We start from the raw sequence: 15,562 nt of genomic DNA, 5'->3' as shown, positions 1-15,562 counted from the left end.
CTCGAACCGGGCGCCGGGCGAGCGGGCGAGGGCGCCCCGGGGCGGCGGGGGCCCCCCGCGGCGGCCCCCCCCCCCCCGCCGCTCGCGGCTCTCCGCGGGGATCTCCGCCGGGGGGCGGAAAAACCAGTTGCCCGCGGGCCGTGCCCTCCACCACCATCACCCGCATGGACTTCTGACGGCTGCCACGTAGCAACGACCGACCTGTCGCGCGGTCGACCCCGGGCCTGACCACTCGGCCCCGGGGCGATGACTCGCGCCCTCGTGTGCATCCGTCATGTCCAGGAGCCGCGGCCCGGCCTGCGAGAGCTCCTGCTGAGTCCTGAAAGCAACCACCCATATGAATACCGACCGCAAGGCCCTGTGGGCCGTGCGTCAGTCCGGCCTGCCCGCCGTCGTCCGGCCCTGCCCGGACTGCCCCGGCACGCGGCACCGCCCCTCGGGGAAGATCCGCGTCAACGCGAGCGGCAAGCTCCTCGACGTCTGGCTGCTGCTGAGCTGTGCAGTGTGTGACCGGACCTCGAAGGTGCCCGTCCACGAACGCGCCCACGTCTCGTCGCTGGAGCCCGCCCGTCTGGTGGCGTACGAGAACAACGACCCGGCCGTGGTGCGGGAGCTGGCGATGAGCACGTCGTTCGCCGCGAAGAACGGATACCGCCTCGACTGGACCGGCACCTGGGCGCTGGAGGCCCCTGCGCCCCGCTTCGCCCCTGACGACCCGGCACCGCTCAAGGTCCTGGTCGGCTTCGAGCTGCCCGCGCCGGTCCGCGTGGAACGGCTGCTCATGCTCGGGCTCGGACTCAGCCGCACCGCGGTCCGGCGCATGGTGGCGGCCGGGCGCATCCGGCTGCCGCTGGCCCTGGACGCCAAGGCGCACCGGGAGTTCGAGCTCACCGCGTTCCCGCCGGCGCCCATGTAGGCCGCCGTCTCCCCGGGCCGGGCCCGGCGGCCGTCCGCCGTCCGCCGCTCCGGCCCGGGGATATCATCCGTACCGCCGCCCGGGCGTAGCGCAGGGGCAGTCGCACTGCCTTGCCAAGGCAGACCACGCGGGTTCGAATCCCGCCCCCGGGCGGCATCCCCCACCCGCCCGCCGCGACGTGCGGCGCGGCCGCTAGCATCCGTATCCGTTGCCGGGCGTAGCGCAGGGGCAGACGCGCCTCGACTGCATCGAGGATCACGCCGGTTCGAATCCGGCCCCCGGCACACAGCGGGCTCCCGTAGCGCAGAGGCAGGCGCAGCCACCCCCACAAGGTGGAGGACGCCGGTTCGAATCCGGCCGGGGGCGCCGATCGGCACGGCGTGCACGGCGTACGGAGGGGCGATGGAACAGACCGCGGTGGACGGGACGGAGGCGGCCGGGGCCGAGGCGGGCGACATCGGGGTGGGCGACGCCGGGGTGGACGAGGCCGAACTGGCCGCCTACGCCGAGACGGTGGGACGGCTGCGCGGGCTGCCGGAGGACCACCCGGTGCGGCTGCGGGCCGAGCGGATCGCCGAGTCCTTCGTCCGGGAGGGGCGGCGCCGGCGGCGCCAGGTCCGCCGCGATGCGGCCGGCCGCGCGGACGCCGAGCTGATCGCCGCCACCGCCACCGGTGACGCGGACCGCCGCGAGGACGCCCCGCTCGCCGTCCCGGCGCAGGGCGCGCCCGTCGGCGAGCTGCGGCGTTCGCAGCGCTGCTACGTCTGCAAGTCCCCGTACCGCCAGGTCGACGCCTTCTACCACCGGCTCTGCCCGCAGTGCGCGGCCGACAACACCTCCCGGCGGGAGCTGGCCACCGATCTGCGCGGGCGGCGGGTGCTGCTGACCGGCGGCCGGGTGAAGATCGGCTTCCAGCTGGCGCTGATGATGCTGCGGGACGGCGCGGAGCTGATCGTGACCAGCCGCTTCCCGCACGACACGGTCCGGCGGTTCCGGGCGGCGCCGGGCAGCGAGGGCTGGTTCGACCGGCTGAGCGTGGTGGGCATCGACCTGCGCGACCCGCGGCAGGTGCTCGCCCTGTGCGAACGGCTGCGCGCGGAGGGCCGGCCGCTGGACATCCTGGTCAACAACGCCGCCCAGACGCTGCGCCGCCCGCCCGAGGCGTACGCCCTGCTGACCGCCGGCGAGCACGGCGAACTCCCGCCGGGCGCAGCGGTCTCGCACGCGCCCGGGTTCCGTCCGATGCCGGCGCTGACCGCTGCCTGGCCGGCCGCCGAGCTGGAGTCGGCGGCGGGCACGGCCGAGGTCCTGCCGCTCGCCGACGAGGCCGGGCTGCTGCCGGACACCGCACCGCAGAACTCGTGGTCGGCCACGCTCGGCGGGCTCGACCCGGCGGAGGTGCTGGAGACGCAGCTGGTCAACGCGCTGGCGCCGGCGCTCCTCTGCGACCGGCTGCTGCCGCTGCTGCTGGCCTCGCCCCGGCCGAACCGCTACATCGTCAACGTCACCGCGGTGGAGGGCCGCTTCACCGTCCGCAACAAGACGGCGGGTCACCCGCACACCAACATGGCCAAGGCCGCGCTCAACATGCTGACCCGCACCAGCGCCGCCGAACTCGCCGGGCAGGGCGTGCACATGTGCGCGGTCGACACCGGCTGGATCACCGACGAGAACCCGGCGCCGAAGAAGGCCCGGATGGCGGCGCACGGCTTCCGCACCCCGCTGGACATCGTCGACGGCGCGGCCCGGGTCTACGACCCGATCGTGCGCGGCGAGGCGGGCGACCCGCTCTCGGGCGTCTTCCTGAAGGACTACCAGGAGGCGGCGTGGTGACGACCGGTACGCTGGTCCCCGGCGGGGCCGTAGCGCAGAGGCAGGCGCACCGGTCTCCAGAACCGGGACACGTCGGTTCGAATCCGACCGGCCCCGCCACCCGCCCGAGCCCCGCCACCTGTCCGGGCCCGGCCACCGATCCCGGCCCCGCCACCTGCCCGGCACCCGCCACCGGCCCGGCCGGTGAGCGCCCGGGCACCGGGCCGGCTCAGCGCCGCATCGCCGCGAACACCCCCATCCAGTACCGCTGATGCTCCGCCGAGGCGCCGACCAGGTAGGTCGAGCGCAGCTTCGGCGGCAGCAGCGCCACCAGCCGGACCACGGCCTTGCGGTGCTTCTCCAGCTGGGACAGCTCGGCGTTGGCGATGGCCTGGTGGACCAGGTCGGTGTCGTTGTCGCCCTCACCGGACCCTTCGGCGGCGCGCCGCAGCCGGGCCACCCACTCGTCGGCCTCCCGGGCGATCTCCTGCAGGCCGGTGACCCGCCGGCCCTCCAGCCGGAGCAGCAGGGAGGTGAGCGGGACCGGCGCGTACTCGCCGTCGCCGAGGTAGACGGTGCCCATCTCCAGCGGCAGGCCGCGCTGGTGGAGCTTGATCAGCCGTTCCATGGTGCGCTTGGTGATCCAGCCGCGGCCGTCCTCGTCCAGGTCGTTCTTCCACCATTCGAGGACGGTCTCGGCGACCGGGCCGTAGCGGGCGATCAGCCACTCGTTGGCGGGGATGTCGGCCGGGTCGACGGACACCGAGGCGGTGAAGCGGGTGGCCTGGGCGATGTTGTTGCGCGCCACCATCAGCTTGCGGCCGAGGTGGTACGGCGGGTTCTGCAGGGCGATCTGGGCCCGCAGGCCCTCGATCGGCCGGCCGGCGACGGACCACTCCTGGGTGATCTCCATCAGTTTGGCGAAGGCGGCCTTGTCCTTGGGCCGGTTGTACTCGTCCCAGATCACCGCCTTGGGCTGGGGGCCGAGGAAGCCGGCGGCGAGCAGGTTCTCCAGTGCGCCGTCGGCGGTGGGCACGGGCGCGCAGAGGTCCTCGACGTTGGTGACCGGCAGGGAGAAGTAGAGGGCGTCCCGGCCGAGGTGCTCGCGGGTCAGCTGACGGACCAGCTCGGTCTTCCCGCAGCCGGGCGGCCCCTGCAGCAGGATCGCCCAGCGGTTGGCGAGGGCGGCCCGGACCAGCCGCCGGACCGGGTCGGCTATCGAGCCGGGGTTGGGCACGCCGAGGGCGCGGGCGATCCGGTCGAGGATCTCCTCGGTCCGGTCGGGGCCGGGCGCGCCGTCCGGGCGGGGCTCGGCCAGCCGCAGCCGCTCGCCGTTGACCAGCGGCAGGCCCCAGACCAGCGGGAAGCCCTCGCGGGCGTTGGCGAGGACGTGCTCCAGGGTGCGCGGCGACAGCAGCTCGCGGGTGCCGGGGGTGAGCGAGGCCCACAGCCGGAAGACCGGCTTGAGGTCCCAGTCCGGGAAACGGGTGGCCAGGCTGTGCCGCCAGGCGGTGTCGTTGGCGGTGATCCTGATGGTGACCATCCGGTCCAGGATCGCCAGGTCGCTGCGCCGGGCGCTGGTCTCGGCCAGCGACTCGTTGTCGGTGAGGAAGACGCCGATGCAGCCGAGCGCCCGCAGGTCGTGCTCGCCGAGGGTCCAGTTGCAGGCGATCTGCATCAGCTGCGACTGGATGGTGTCGCCGGCCTGCAGCGAGTCGTCGATCAGCAGCACGAACGGCCGGCCGGGCCTGAGCTGGCTCATCACCAGCTGGCGGAGGACCAGTTCGCCGGTGGCCGCGTCGCGCACCGGCGCGTTGGCGAGCAGGTCGTCGGGGGTCAGGTTGGCCGCGGGCACCACGACCAGCTCGGCGTCGGGGTGGGCCTCGGCGATCCGGGTGTGGAAGGTGGAGGTCTTGCCGATGCCGTGCTCGCCGAAGACCTGCCCGGTCTGCCCGAGGTCGATCATCGCGTCGATGAAGGACTCCAGGCGGGAGGGTCCGGCGCCGCCCTCGGGCGGGGCCGGGTAGGTGGCGTTGGCCCGCCAGGGCCGGGCCGGCGCTGCGGTGGTGCTCATGACGCTCCTGTGGTGACGCGGTGGCAGGCCATCTGCGGGTCGTGGTGGTCGGGCCAGTCGTCGCCGCCCTCGGTGATCAGCCAGATCCACTTGTCGGGCTCGGCGGGGGTGATGTGCGGGGCGTAGCCGTCGGTGAGCACCACCACGGCGTCCGGCCGCTCCTCGAACCGGGTGCCGTCCGGGGTGGCGCTGCGGCCCTCGACCCAGTCGGCGACGGCCTGGAAGCTGGTGCCGCCCCCTCCGTACACCCTCTCGCCCGCCCGGAACGGCATCACCACGCCGTCGAAGGACAGCCAGTGCGCCTCCACGTCGTCGATCCGGCCGACCAGGTGGGTCAGCCAGTCGACGACGTGCTGCGGCATCGAGCCGGAGGTGTCGTACGCGATGACCAGCACCTTGCGGCGGACCGGGCCGCGCCGGGACAGCATCGGCGGCTGCCCGAGGGCGGCCAGCAGCGCGCCGCGCTTCTTCGGGTAGACCAGTCGCTCGCCCTCGGCGAGCCGGCTGCCGAGCACGTCCACCAGCCAGCGCTGCCACCAGTCGACCCGGCGGGTCGGGCTGGTCCGGCCGCGCAGCGCGCCCGCGCCGAGGGTGCCCCACAGCCGGGACGCCCGCTCGGAGCCGCCCTCGGAGCGGTCCATCAGGTCCCGCAGTTCGCGCTCGGCGACGGTGTGGCCGCGCCGGGCCGCCAGCAGTGTGTTGAGCAGCACCGAGGAGCCGATCGCGTCCACGGTCTCCTGGTCGGCGGGCACGTCGAGGCCGCTCTCGTGGATGCACAGACAGCGCGGCACCGGCGGCCGGCGCATCCGGCCGAGCTCGGCGTGAACGGTCTGGTCGGTCTCCACGAAGGCCTCGTACGGGAGCGCGGTCAGGCCCTGCTCGGCCAGGTCGGCGACGTACCCGCGGTGGATCTCGCGCGGGTCGATGCCGACCGGGCTGCCGGCCAGCGGCGGGAGCCGGTCCCGGCCGAGCCGGAGCAGTGCGACGTGGTTGATGGTGACCTCGGTCGCCAGCCGGTACACCGGGTCGGCGCGCAGTTCGGGGTCGGCGTACAGGTGCCGCTGCACCAGGTGCCGCGCCTCGTGGAACAGCACGAACTTGACGCCCTCGATGCCGAGGGCGACGAAGAAGTCCGGGTTGTACAGCAGCAGGCAGCTGCCGTCGCCGGAGGCGACCACCGCGGCGGTGTCGACGGCGGTGGTGGCCACCTGGTGGTGGCACTTGGCGTACAGCCAGGACGCCACCGCGGACTCGGTCAGGCCGAAGTCCAGCAGCGCCGCCTCCTTGAGCCGGTGCGCCTCGGCCAGCGTCGCGGACGCGGCCGGCCGCCAACCCTCCAGTGCCCTGCGGTCGGTGAGCGACACCACCGGCGGGCGGGTGAGGCCGAACGTCATGGCCGGCCCGCGGATCCGGCAGCGGCGTGGGCGGGGACGGCCTCTGCGGGGACGGGGTGTGCGGGGCCGGGGTGTCCGAGGCCGGACGTCGGCGGCTCCTCCCGCATCGGACCGGCGACGGCACCCGCCAGGGGGAGCAGTTCGGCGACGCTGCCGACGAACTCCGGCAGCAGCTGGGCGAGCACGGCCCACGCCTCGACGTTGCGGCCGAGTTCGGCGTCGACCAGCGGCCGCAGCACCTCCACGCCGGCCGCCACCGCCCCCGGCTTGATCCGGGACACCAGGCTCAGCAGCGGCATCGCCGCGCGGGCCGGCTCGACGGCGGTGACCAGGTCACCCAGCTCCTCGATGATCCCCGCGGCCCTCAGCCGGTTGGCGAACTTCGGATGCGTGCCGAAGCTCGCCCGCAGCTCCGCCGGGCAGTCGATCCGCTCGGCGAGCGCCCAGCGCGCGTACCCGGGCAGCGGCTCGGCCCGGTGGGCGGCGAGGACCTCCGGCCAGTACGCACTGCGGACCTCGGCGGCGGCGCGGCGCGACGGGCGCAGCGGCTTGCCGGCGGCCTCGGCCGCGTACAGGGCCGCCAGGATCCCGGGCAGGTCCGTCTCCCGGCCGCGCCGGGGGTCGTCCGGACCGAACGCCGGCAGGTCGTGCCGGAGCACGCCGGACCGGCCGCGGTCCGGGGAGCCGGGGGCGAAGGCGACCCCGTCGACCACGTCGTGGTTGAGGCCGGGGGGCAGCAGCTCCAGGTCGAACAGCAGCCGGTTGACGGCCGGGTCGTCCGCCTGCAGCAGCCAGAACCGCACCGACGCCGGGGCGGCGCGCAGCTGCCGACGGACCTGCGGGTCCCAGTCGTCCCCGGCCCGGCGGGCACCCGCGCCCTCGGCGCCGAGCGCGAGCCGGGCCCGGACCCGCCCGGCCGTCGCCTCGTCCACCAGCCGCAACAGGTACCCGACCGCGTCCGCGGTGCGCTCGTCCAGTGCCATGGGTGCCTCCCCTCACATCCGCCGCACATGATGCCAGGTCACACGGACACCGGGGCCACCGATATTCGCGCTCCCGCGGCACCACCCGCGGTCGGCCTGATCCTCTGCTTTCCGCGGCCCGTGGTCACCCACGTCCGGGCCCGCTCGTACAGGACCCGCCCCCGTACCTCGTCCTCGCCGCGTGATCCGCCCGCGCACGGCCCGGCTCCGACCGGCGGCGACGGCCGGCCTCCGATACGCTCGTCAGCGTCCACAGCGCGGATCGGGGGCGGCGGCGGAAGGGCTGCCACCGCCCGCGAACGGCAGGACGGAGGACCGCGCGATGTCCACTGACCCGGCTGCGCCGGGCCCGGCCACGGGCGCCGGCGGGTACGGCGAGTCCGTCTTCGAGCCGTGGCGGCCCGGTGAGGGCGAGCGCATCGACCTCGGCTCCCTCGCGTACGACCACGTCACCCGGGCGCGCCTCCTCGCCCTCGGGGTGGGCCCCGGGGTCCGCTGCTGCGAGGTGGGTGCCGGCACCGGCACCATCGCACGCTGGCTGGCGACGGCCGCCGGCGCCGACGAGGTCCTCGCCGTCGACCGGGACGTGCGCTTCGTCGAGCCGCACGCGGGCGGGGTCCTGCGGACGCACGCCGCCGACATCACCGCGCCGGACTTCGACCCCGGCCGGTTCGACCTGGTCCACGCACGTTTCGTGCTGATGCACCTGCCGGAGCGGTACCGGGTGATGGCCCGCCTGCGGGACCTCCTCGCCCCGGGCGGGCACCTGGTCCTCGGGGACGCCGTCGACCTCACCACGGCCGGCCCGCCCGACACCCCGTACCGGCTGGCGATGCGCGCGATGTGGCAGGCGCTGAGGACGTCCATCGGCACCGATGTCACCTGGACACCCGACTATCCGCGGCTGCTGCACGGGCTCGGGCTCACCGAGGTCGGCGCCGAGGTGTCCGTCCCGCCCCTGGTCGCCGGTGCCCCGATCACCGCCTTCTGGCTGGACACCTGGGACCGCACCCGCGAGGAGATGCTCGCCACCGGGATCATCGACGCCCGACGCCTCGACCAGGCCCGTGAGTCGCTGGCGACCGGAGCCGTCGCCGACCTCTCCCCCGGTCTGATCACCGCATGGGGCCGGCTGCCCTGAACACCCCTGCAGCGGCGGGTCGAGGCCCGCGGGTCAGGATTCGGGTGCGACGGCTTCGAGGGCGTCGACGGTGCCCGGACATGAGTTATGACGGAGCGTCAGGAGTGCTGCGCTCCATGACCTGCCGCACCGGTACCCGCCACCCGGCCGATCTCGGCGCACGCCGTACACCGCCGGGGTTCGCACGGTAGCCTCGCTCTGCCGCACCGCAGGTGCTGTCACGGTGACGACCGGCCCGGGGGGACTGGTGACCGAGAAACCCGACACGCCGGCGACGGGTGCCGAGGACGCCCCGAAGCGCCTCGCCACCACCGCCACCAGGACGCTCGGTGCGCTGACCGCATCGGCGGTGGCGGTCTGCGTGGCGCTGGCCGTTCGACGCCCGTGGAGCCCCTCCGGCGATCCGCTCCTCACCCGGGCGGCGGCGGCCGCCCTCGCGCTCGCCGCGCTCCGGGTGGTCGCCGGCTTCCTCGCCCCCAGGGCGGCACCCGCCACCCCCACCGACCCCGGCACGCCCCGCCCCGCCCTCGGCGAACTCCGCGCCGCCACCACCCGGATCCGCCGCAGGGCCTGGCGGCGGGCCCTCGGCACGGGCGCGTTCACCCTGCTCGCGGTGGCCGCCGTCCCCGCCCTGGACGCACCGTTCACCGGCGCTCCCCCCGAGGCGGCCGAGCGCAGGATCGCACTCGACGAGGCCGGCGCCCGCTGGGACGAGTTCGAGGTCCTGCCCCCGATCGTCAACGGAGACTCGCTGCCCGCCTACCCGCGCTACGCCCTGTACCGCCTGCGCCGGGTCGACGGCACCCTCGGCGAACGGATCGACCTCTCCAACGCGGGCGCGTTGGAGGACCTCCCGGCCGGCACCCGGCTCCGGGTCCTGCACGTCCCGGGAACGGGCGCGCCCGCTCCCCTCGCCGACCGGGAGATCGAACCCTTCCTGGAGCCCGCCCCGCTGCACCGCACCGCCGGCCTGATCTGGGCCTCCGTCGCCCTCGCCGCCGCCCTGGTCGCGCTGGCCGCCGAGCGTGGATCGAGCGCCGCCCCCACGCGCGCACGGAGCGAGGCGTTCCTGACCGGACCGCTGCACTGGGCGCGCGTGGCCGTCCCCGGCACGACGATCGAGGTCACCCTCCCCACCCCCGAGCCCGAACCCGGCGCCGAAGACGACGACCCAACGCCGGAGACCGAGCACCGGATGGTCCTGGAACAGCCCCCCGACGCCGATCGGCGGGCCGGCACCGCCCCGGCCCCCGACATGCTGCGCTGCCCCGCCCTGCAGGCCGACCGCCGCCACCTCACCCCCGCCACCGGCTGGCTCGTCCGGGACCCTGCCGGCACCCGGGCCCTGCTCGCCCTCGACCACGGCACCACCGTCTGGGCCTCCGTCCCCGCCCCGGCCACCCCGCCGGCCGGTGCCGTTCCCGTCGATGCCGTCAGCGTGGACGGCAGTCCGGACAACGGCGGGCACCACGGCGGCGACCCGGCCCCCGCCCCGCGCGTCCTCACGCCGCCGCCCGCCACCCGGCAACCATGGGGCGCCCTGATCCTGCTCGCCGCCGCCGGCTGGCCCGCTGGCTGGCTGCTCCACCACCTGCTCGCCGCCCCGGGCAGATCGTCCCCGCCGGGGACATCCTCGTCCAGCTGGTCGTCATCCCCCTCGTCCTGGGGCTCCTGGCGTTCGTCGCGGTGATGCTGCTGTTCCTCGCGATCACGGCCGTGATCGAGCGCCGGCGCTGAGGCCTGTCCGACCGTACCCGCCGGGCGCCCGCCGACGGTCCGGATCCGGCGGTTCCGTGTCAGTGGCGGTCAGTACAGTGCGGTCCTGGCAGGAGACGGGCGAGTGCGGGGCGGTAGTGAAGGATTTCGCGGGTGAGTTCGAGACCCATCTCACGGTGGTGTGCACCTCCGCGGCCGGTGACGAGGGCCGCATCCGCAGCTGGGCGGAGCGCCACCGGGTGAAGTACACCCGGATCGTGCTCGACCGGGGTGCGACGACCGACCAGCCGATGGTGACGGTGCGCGGCCGCGGTGCGCTGCAGGCACAGCGGAGCGCCGCGCTGACGTGGGTCGAGCGGCTGCGTGGCGAAGGGTTCGGCGTCGCCCGGGTGAAGATCGAGGCGGCCCCGTGGAACGAGGACGTGCCGCGAACGGCCGCCGAGGCCGCGGGGCTCCCTCCCGGCTGCTACTTCGAGCACCACGTCAAGCTCGCCCTCCTCGACGGGACCGAGGTGGCGGCGGTGCGCGTCCTCGCCGAGCGGCACGCCGCCCATGTGTCGCGCAACGCCCGCCGCGACCTGGACCGGGGCCACGAACGCTTCGTCACCCAACGCTGCCGTGGCGTCGGCCGCCCCGAGGCCCGACGCCGTCTCGACGCCCTTCTCCACGCCCTCGCGGCAGCGGGGTTCCAGGCCGTCGAGGTCGAGGAGGAGTTCGTCGTGCACGACGACCGCCCGGCCCTGGACAGCGGCTGGATCGACGAGCGGACGGACGCCCGGTGACCGGCTCCGCGGAGGACGAACGCCGGCGCACCGCGCACCGGGCCGTGCTCGACCACCTCCTCGGTCTCGTCGCCGGATCCCCGCTGGGTGACGCCCTGGTGCTGCGGGGGAGCATGGTGATGCAGGCGTGGGTGGGGGCCGAGGCGCGGGAGCCGGCGGACCTCGACTGGATCGTTTCCCCGGACCTCCTCCTCCCGGTCGATCCCGAGCACCCGTATCCGCACGTCGAGGAGGTGGCGACCGTGCAGCAGTGGCCGGAGGCGGCCGACGGCGCCGCCCGGTACGAGATCTGGACGTTCGAGGAGTTCGACACCCGGGGCCTCCGGCCCGTGGTCCCGCCCGAGGGGCTGCAGTGGATCCTCGACCCGGATCCGGAGCCCTGCCTGCCCCACGAGACCCTGCTCGACCTGGTGCGTGACCAACCGACGGCCGCGCCGGGGCTGGTACTCGACGCGGACGCCGCCCGGAACGGCGGCACCTGGACCTACGCGCCGTACGACACCCCGGGCGTACGCCTGGTCATCCCCTGGGAGGCGGAGGGCCTCCCGCCCGGCGAGGTGCGGCTGGACTTCGCCCTCGACGAGTGGCTCCCCGAGGCCCCCGTGTGGACGGCGGTACCCCGCGGTGACGGCGGCGGGCCGGCCGTCGTGCGGACGGCGGGCCGTGAACTGTCGCTCGCCTGGAAGCTGCTGTGGCTGCACGCCGACTGCGCCGCGGAGGGCCGGGCACAGGCCAAGGACCTCTACGACGCCGTACTCCTCGCCGAGGCCGGAGCCACGAGGCTGTCCCCGCGGCTGCTGCGCAGGGTGTTCCGCCGCGAGCCGGGCAACACGACGGTCGCAGAGGCCCTGCGCCTGGACGCGGTGGCGCTGTGGTCCGTGGACTGGGAGGAGTTCCGCGCCGGCCACCCGCAGGTACGGGGCACGGCCGAGGAGTGGCTGGAGCGCCTGGGCCTGGCGCTGGCACCGGTGTTGGGGCGGTAGGCGGCGGGGCAGGGGCAGGAGCTCACGGGATGAGAACCGCCACCAGGGCACCGAGGCCGCACATGGCGGAGAACGCGGCGAGGACGAACCGGACGATCGACCAGCGGCGGCTCAGGGGCATCGGCCACGAGGCCAGGGCCAGGGCCAGTTGGGCGTAGCCGAGTCCGACGGCGATGCGGTGGTGGGCGTCCCGGCTTCCGTCGTCGCATCCCGCGTTCAGGGCGCAGTAGCTGAAGAGGGAGTCGCTGACCGTGAGGACCAGCAGGGCCATCCAGCAGAGCGGTATCACGAGGGTTGCGGCCGCCGGGTAGCGCCACCACTTCGGGTCGCGGGTGTCCAGGGCGTTGTGGGCTGTGCTCATCGCGCCATTCCACCAGCTCGGACGGCCTTCCCGCCTGAGTACCGGTACTCAGAGGAGCGTGCGAGCGCCCACAGTGCTTACCGGCGGTCGTTACTGGCGTCCGGCCCGGATGCGGCCGACAATGGCCGCATGAAGGTCAGGGTCGTCGGCGCGGGCATCGTCGGGCTCGCCTGTGCGCTGCGCCTGCGCGAGGCCGGTCACGAGGTCGAACTGGTCGCCGCCGACCGGCCCGAGAACACCACGTCGTCCGTGGCGGCGGCGCTGTGGTACCCCTACCGGGCGTTACCCGAGCAAGCCGTCACCCGCTGGGCCGCCCGCACGTACGAGGTGCTGGCGGGCATGCTGGACCGGCCGGACACCGGGGTGAGCCTGCGGACCGGACGTGAGCTGTTCCCCCGGCCCACCGGGGACCCGTGGTGGGCCGACGCGGTGCCGACGCTGGAGCGGGTCCCGCCGGCCGGGCTCCCGACGGGCTACGCGGACGGCCTGACGTTCGCCGCGCCGGTCGTGGACATGGGGACGCACCTCGCCTGGCTGCTCGACCGCGTCCGCTCGCTGGGCGTCGGCGTCACCTGGGGGCGGGTCCGGCATCTCACGGACGCGCTCGCCGGCGTCGACGCCGTCGTCAACTGCACCGGGCTGGGTGCCCGGGAGCTCGTCCACGACCTCACCATGACGCCGGTCCGCGGCCAGGTCGTCATCGTGGAACAGAACGGCCTCGACGCGTGGACGCTCGACCAGAGCGACCCGCGCCGGCCGACCTACGTCGTTCCCCGTGCCGGCACGATCGTCCTCGGTGGCACCGCCGAGGAGAGCGACGAGGACCGTGCCGTCCGGCCGGAAACCGCGTCGGCCATTCTGGAACGCTGTTCCGCACTCGTGCCCCAGGTCGCCGGGGCCCGGATCCTCGGCCACCGCGTCGGGCTGCGCCCGGCCCGGCCCGCCGTGCGGCTGGAGGCCGAGGACCACGCGGGCCGCGGCCTCGTCGTCCACTGCTACGGCCATGGCGGGGCCGGTGTGACCCTGTCGTACGGCTGTGCCGACGATGTCGTCCGGCTCGTGTCGGAACGCGCCTGACTAGGGCGCACACCCACGGCCGGAAGGACGCCGGCGCGGTCAGCCGCGGGACTCCGCGACGGTGGACCGGCGCCGGGTCAGCACGCGTGTGGTGCTGCCGTCGTCCTCGCCGATGTCCCGGACGTGTTCGAAGCCGATCCGGTCCAGCAGGGTCAGCGACGCGGTGTTCGGCGCGGCCACGGTGGCGTGCACCTCGGTCAGCCCGAGGGTGTCGAAGCCGTGGGCCACGACGGCCTGCGCCAGTTCGGTCCCGAGGCCCGACCCCCACGCCGCCGGGGCCAGCCCGTAGACGATCTCGTGGCCGCCGACCGCATCGCTCGGCTTGATCTCGGCGTGCCCGATCAGCCGGCCGTCCCTGCGGACGGCCCAGACGTCGAACAGGTCCTGGGCGTAGACCTTGGTGAAGATCCGCCCGAACAGGGCCCGGTCGTCCTCCTCGGACACGGGGCCGTCCCCCATCCACCGGGACACCCTCGGGTCCTGGAACAGGGCCACGAAATCCGCTTCGTCCTCGGGGACGTAGGGGTCCAGGAGCAGTCGCTCGGTGCGCAGAACCGGAGTCATGATCAGCGACGCTAGCCACCCGGCTCCGGGACCGGCAAGCGATTTCGCCGGCACGGGCCCCCGGGCCCACGCAGGCGGAGACCGACCGCCGCGGAGACCCGACGGCGGGCGCCCGGGCCGGTCTCCCGTCCGGCAAGGGCGCGGGGCCTTCGCCGGACGGGATGCGGCAGCGGGCCGTCGTCACATGTTGATCATGTGGCCGGCCAGGCCGTGGATGGCCTCCTTGACGGCCTCGCCCAGCGTCGGGTGGGCGTGGACGTTGCGGGCGACCTCGTGGACGGTGAGGTCCCACTGCTGGGCGAGGGTCAGCTCGGGGAGCAGCTCGGTGACCTCGGGGCCGATCAGGTGGGCGCCGAGCAGCTCGCCGTACTTGTCGTCGCAGATGACCTTGACGAAGCCGATCGGGTGGCCGAGGCCGTGCGCCTTGCCGTTGGCGGTGAAGGGGAACTTGGCGACCTTGACGTCGTAGCCGAGCTCGCGCGCCTGGGCCTCGGTGTAGCCGAAGCTGGCGATCTGCGGCTGGCAGTAGGTGGCGCGCGGGATCATCGCGAAGTCGAGCTCCATGGTCTCGGCCCCGCCGATGGTCTCGGCGGCGATGACGGCCATCGACTCGGCCGCGTGGGCGAGCATCAGCTTGGCGGTGACGTCGCCGATGGCGAAGATGTGCTCGACGTTGGTGCGGCCGCGGCCGTCGACGGCGATGGCGCCGCGCTCGGTGAGCTTCACGCCGGTGTTCTCCAGGCCGTAGCCGTGGATGCGGGGCGCGAAGCCGATCGCCTGGAGGACCTTGTCGGCCTCCAGGACCTTCTGCTGCCCGTCCTTGGTGGTGACGGTGACGCGGACCGGGGCGGCCGGGTCCTTGTCGTCGATCGAGTCGACGCGGGTCGAGGTGAGCACCTCGATGCCGAGCTTGCGGTACTGCTTGGCCAGTTCGGCGGAGACGTCGGCGTCCTCCAGCGGGACCATCCGGTCCAGGAACTCGACGATGGTGACCTTGACGCCGTAGTTGTGCAGCACGTAGGCGAACTCGACGCCGATCGCGCCGGCGCCCGCGATGATGATGCTGGCGGGCAGCTCCTCGGTGAGGATCTGCTCCTCGTAGGTGACCACGCGGTCGCTGAGGCTGGTGCCGGGCAGCAGGCGGGTGGTGGCGCCGGCGGCGATGATGCAGTGGTCGAAGGTGACCATCTCGAAGCCGCCGGCGGTGAGCGCGACCTGCAGGGTGCGGTCGTCGACGAAGGTGCCACGGCCGTCGTACTCGGTGATGCCGTTCTTCTTCATCAGGTAGTGGACGCCCTTGACCCGGCCGTCGGCGACCGAGCGGCTGCGGCGGAAGGCCTCGCCGAAGTCGAAGCTGACCTGGCCCTCGACCTTGATGCCGAAGGTCTTGGCCTCCTTGGTGAAGATGTGTGCCAGCTCGGCGTTGCGCAGCAGCGCCTTGGAGGGGATGCAGCCGACGTTCAGGCAGACGCCGCCCCAGTACTTGGCCTCGATGACGGCGGCGCGCAGGCCCAGCTGGGCGGCGCGGACGGCGGCGGTGTAGCCGCCGGGGCCGGCTCCGAGGACGACGACGTCGTAGTGCGTGCTGCTCATGGTGCTGACTCCTCCGAGGGTGTCACGGTGTCGTGATCTCGGTGCCATGGTGTCAGGCACCCGGGCGGTGCACCCACCGGACCCCGGAGATGGCGCCTCCGACCGGGTTGCCGGCGGGCCCGCGGGGCCCGCCCGGCCCGTTGCCCCCCGAAGGCCGCGGCGGTAC

At 74.5% G+C, this 15,562-nt stretch carries 13 protein-coding genes and 4 tRNA genes; 11 read left to right on the top strand and 6 right to left on the bottom strand.

Annotated features, from left to right (window positions below; genetic code table 11):
* The first annotated feature begins 337 nt into the window (after window positions 1–337).
* The 6 genes from ABZ885_RS23630 to ABZ885_RS23605 all read left to right on the top strand — a co-directional run bounded on the left by ABZ885_RS23630 (window position 338) and on the right by ABZ885_RS23605 (window position 2,848).
* Entirely contained in the window at window positions 338–916 is a 579-nt protein-coding gene (locus tag ABZ885_RS23630) for a DUF1062 domain-containing protein (RefSeq protein ID WP_360191970.1), read from the top strand.
* A 77-nt stretch (window positions 917–993) separates the two neighbouring features.
* A tRNA-Gly gene (locus ABZ885_RS23625) sits at window positions 994–1,069 on the top strand.
* A gap of 57 nt (window positions 1,070–1,126) precedes the next feature.
* Window positions 1,127–1,200, top strand: a tRNA-Ala gene (locus tag ABZ885_RS23620).
* Window positions 1,201–1,208: 8 nt separating this feature from the next.
* Window positions 1,209–1,282 (top strand) — tRNA-Val (locus ABZ885_RS23615).
* Between the two features lie 96 nt (window positions 1,283–1,378).
* Window positions 1,379–2,749 (top strand): SDR family NAD(P)-dependent oxidoreductase, encoded by a 1,371-nt coding sequence (locus ABZ885_RS23610; protein WP_360191973.1) that lies wholly within the window; start codon window positions 1,379–1,381, stop codon window positions 2,747–2,749.
* A 23-nt stretch (window positions 2,750–2,772) separates the two neighbouring features.
* Window positions 2,773–2,848, top strand: a tRNA-Trp gene (locus tag ABZ885_RS23605).
* 109 nt (window positions 2,849–2,957) lie between these two features.
* Here the strand turns inward: ABZ885_RS23605 and ABZ885_RS23600 are convergent.
* From ABZ885_RS23600 to ABZ885_RS23590, 3 genes are read right to left on the bottom strand one after another with little or no spacing between them, the layout of a single operon-like run.
* Complete coding sequence (locus ABZ885_RS23600) at window positions 2,958–4,802, bottom strand: AAA family ATPase (protein ID WP_360191968.1); 1,845 nt, start codon at window positions 4,800–4,802, stop codon at window positions 2,958–2,960.
* Window positions 4,799–6,196, bottom strand: coding sequence for a hypothetical protein (locus tag ABZ885_RS23595; RefSeq protein WP_360191965.1), 1,398 nt, complete (start codon window positions 6,194–6,196; stop codon window positions 4,799–4,801). Before ABZ885_RS23595 ends, ABZ885_RS23600 begins: the two co-directional genes overlap by 4 nt.
* Window positions 6,193–7,179: a hypothetical protein gene (locus ABZ885_RS23590; RefSeq protein WP_360191963.1), complete on the bottom strand. Its 987-nt coding sequence runs from the start codon at window positions 7,177–7,179 to the stop codon at window positions 6,193–6,195. Before ABZ885_RS23590 ends, ABZ885_RS23595 begins: the two co-directional genes overlap by 4 nt.
* A gap of 322 nt (window positions 7,180–7,501) precedes the next feature.
* On the opposite strand from ABZ885_RS23590, the gene ABZ885_RS23585 reads away from it, so the two are divergent.
* From ABZ885_RS23585 to ABZ885_RS23570, 4 genes are all read left to right on the top strand, one after another.
* The gene (locus ABZ885_RS23585; RefSeq protein WP_360191960.1) at window positions 7,502–8,320 is read left to right on the top strand and encodes a class I SAM-dependent methyltransferase; all 819 of its coding nucleotides are present in this window, start codon (window positions 7,502–7,504) and stop codon (window positions 8,318–8,320) included.
* A 247-nt stretch (window positions 8,321–8,567) separates the two neighbouring features.
* Entirely contained in the window at window positions 8,568–10,010 is a 1,443-nt protein-coding gene (locus tag ABZ885_RS23580; protein WP_360191957.1) for a hypothetical protein, read from the top strand.
* A gap of 163 nt (window positions 10,011–10,173) precedes the next feature.
* Window positions 10,174–10,818 carry a hypothetical protein gene (locus ABZ885_RS23575; RefSeq protein WP_360191954.1) on the top strand — a complete coding sequence of 215 codons (645 nt, stop codon included), beginning with the start codon at window positions 10,174–10,176 and terminating at the stop codon, window positions 10,816–10,818.
* Entirely contained in the window at window positions 10,815–11,801 is a 987-nt protein-coding gene (locus ABZ885_RS23570) for a nucleotidyl transferase AbiEii/AbiGii toxin family protein (protein WP_360191951.1), read from the top strand. Before ABZ885_RS23575 ends, ABZ885_RS23570 begins: the two co-directional genes overlap by 4 nt.
* Before the next feature lie 22 nt (window positions 11,802–11,823).
* On the opposite strand, the gene ABZ885_RS23565 is transcribed toward ABZ885_RS23570, so the two are convergent.
* A complete protein-coding gene (locus tag ABZ885_RS23565; protein ID WP_360191948.1) occupies window positions 11,824–12,162 on the bottom strand; it encodes a hypothetical protein in 339 nt (112 codons plus the stop codon).
* Between the two features lie 129 nt (window positions 12,163–12,291).
* On the opposite strand from ABZ885_RS23565, the gene ABZ885_RS23560 reads away from it, so the two are divergent.
* Window positions 12,292–13,239, top strand: coding sequence for an FAD-dependent oxidoreductase (locus ABZ885_RS23560; protein ID WP_360191945.1), 948 nt, complete (start codon window positions 12,292–12,294; stop codon window positions 13,237–13,239).
* Between the two features lie 39 nt (window positions 13,240–13,278).
* On the opposite strand, the gene ABZ885_RS23555 is transcribed toward ABZ885_RS23560, so the two are convergent.
* Both ABZ885_RS23555 and lpdA read right to left on the bottom strand, forming a co-directional pair.
* Window positions 13,279–13,803: a GNAT family N-acetyltransferase gene (locus ABZ885_RS23555; protein WP_360191943.1), complete on the bottom strand. Its 525-nt coding sequence runs from the start codon at window positions 13,801–13,803 to the stop codon at window positions 13,279–13,281.
* 180 nt (window positions 13,804–13,983) lie between these two features.
* The gene (gene lpdA / locus ABZ885_RS23550; protein WP_360191940.1) at window positions 13,984–15,396 is read right to left on the bottom strand and encodes a dihydrolipoyl dehydrogenase; all 1,413 of its coding nucleotides are present in this window, start codon (window positions 15,394–15,396) and stop codon (window positions 13,984–13,986) included.
* Between the last annotated feature and the right edge of the window lie 166 nt (window positions 15,397–15,562).

The sequence above is a fragment of the Kitasatospora sp. NPDC047058 genome (genome assembly GCF_040643935.1).
GTDB lineage: Bacteria > Actinomycetota > Actinomycetes > Streptomycetales > Streptomycetaceae > Kitasatospora.
Note: the sequence above shows the minus strand (reverse complement) of the source record. Positions and strands in the feature narration are given on the sequence as shown.

Coding starts and splice junctions, on each gene's coding strand:
- ABZ885_RS23595 (WP_360191965.1), bottom strand. CDS start 6,196: ATGACGTTCGGCCTCACCCGCCCGCCGGTGGTGTCGCTCACCGACCGC.
- ABZ885_RS23590 (WP_360191963.1), bottom strand. CDS start 7,179: ATGGCACTGGACGAGCGCACCGCGGACGCGGTCGGGTACCTGTTGCGG.
- ABZ885_RS23630 (WP_360191970.1), top strand. CDS start 338: ATGAATACCGACCGCAAGGCCCTGTGGGCCGTGCGTCAGTCCGGCCTG.
- ABZ885_RS23560 (WP_360191945.1), top strand. CDS start 12,292: ATGAAGGTCAGGGTCGTCGGCGCGGGCATCGTCGGGCTCGCCTGTGCG.
- lpdA (WP_360191940.1), bottom strand. CDS start 15,396: ATGAGCAGCACGCACTACGACGTCGTCGTCCTCGGAGCCGGCCCCGGC.
- ABZ885_RS23555 (WP_360191943.1), bottom strand. CDS start 13,803: ATGACTCCGGTTCTGCGCACCGAGCGACTGCTCCTGGACCCCTACGTC.
- ABZ885_RS23565 (WP_360191948.1), bottom strand. CDS start 12,162: ATGAGCACAGCCCACAACGCCCTGGACACCCGCGACCCGAAGTGGTGG.
- ABZ885_RS23600 (WP_360191968.1), bottom strand. CDS start 4,802: ATGAGCACCACCGCAGCGCCGGCCCGGCCCTGGCGGGCCAACGCCACC.
- ABZ885_RS23585 (WP_360191960.1), top strand. CDS start 7,502: ATGTCCACTGACCCGGCTGCGCCGGGCCCGGCCACGGGCGCCGGCGGG.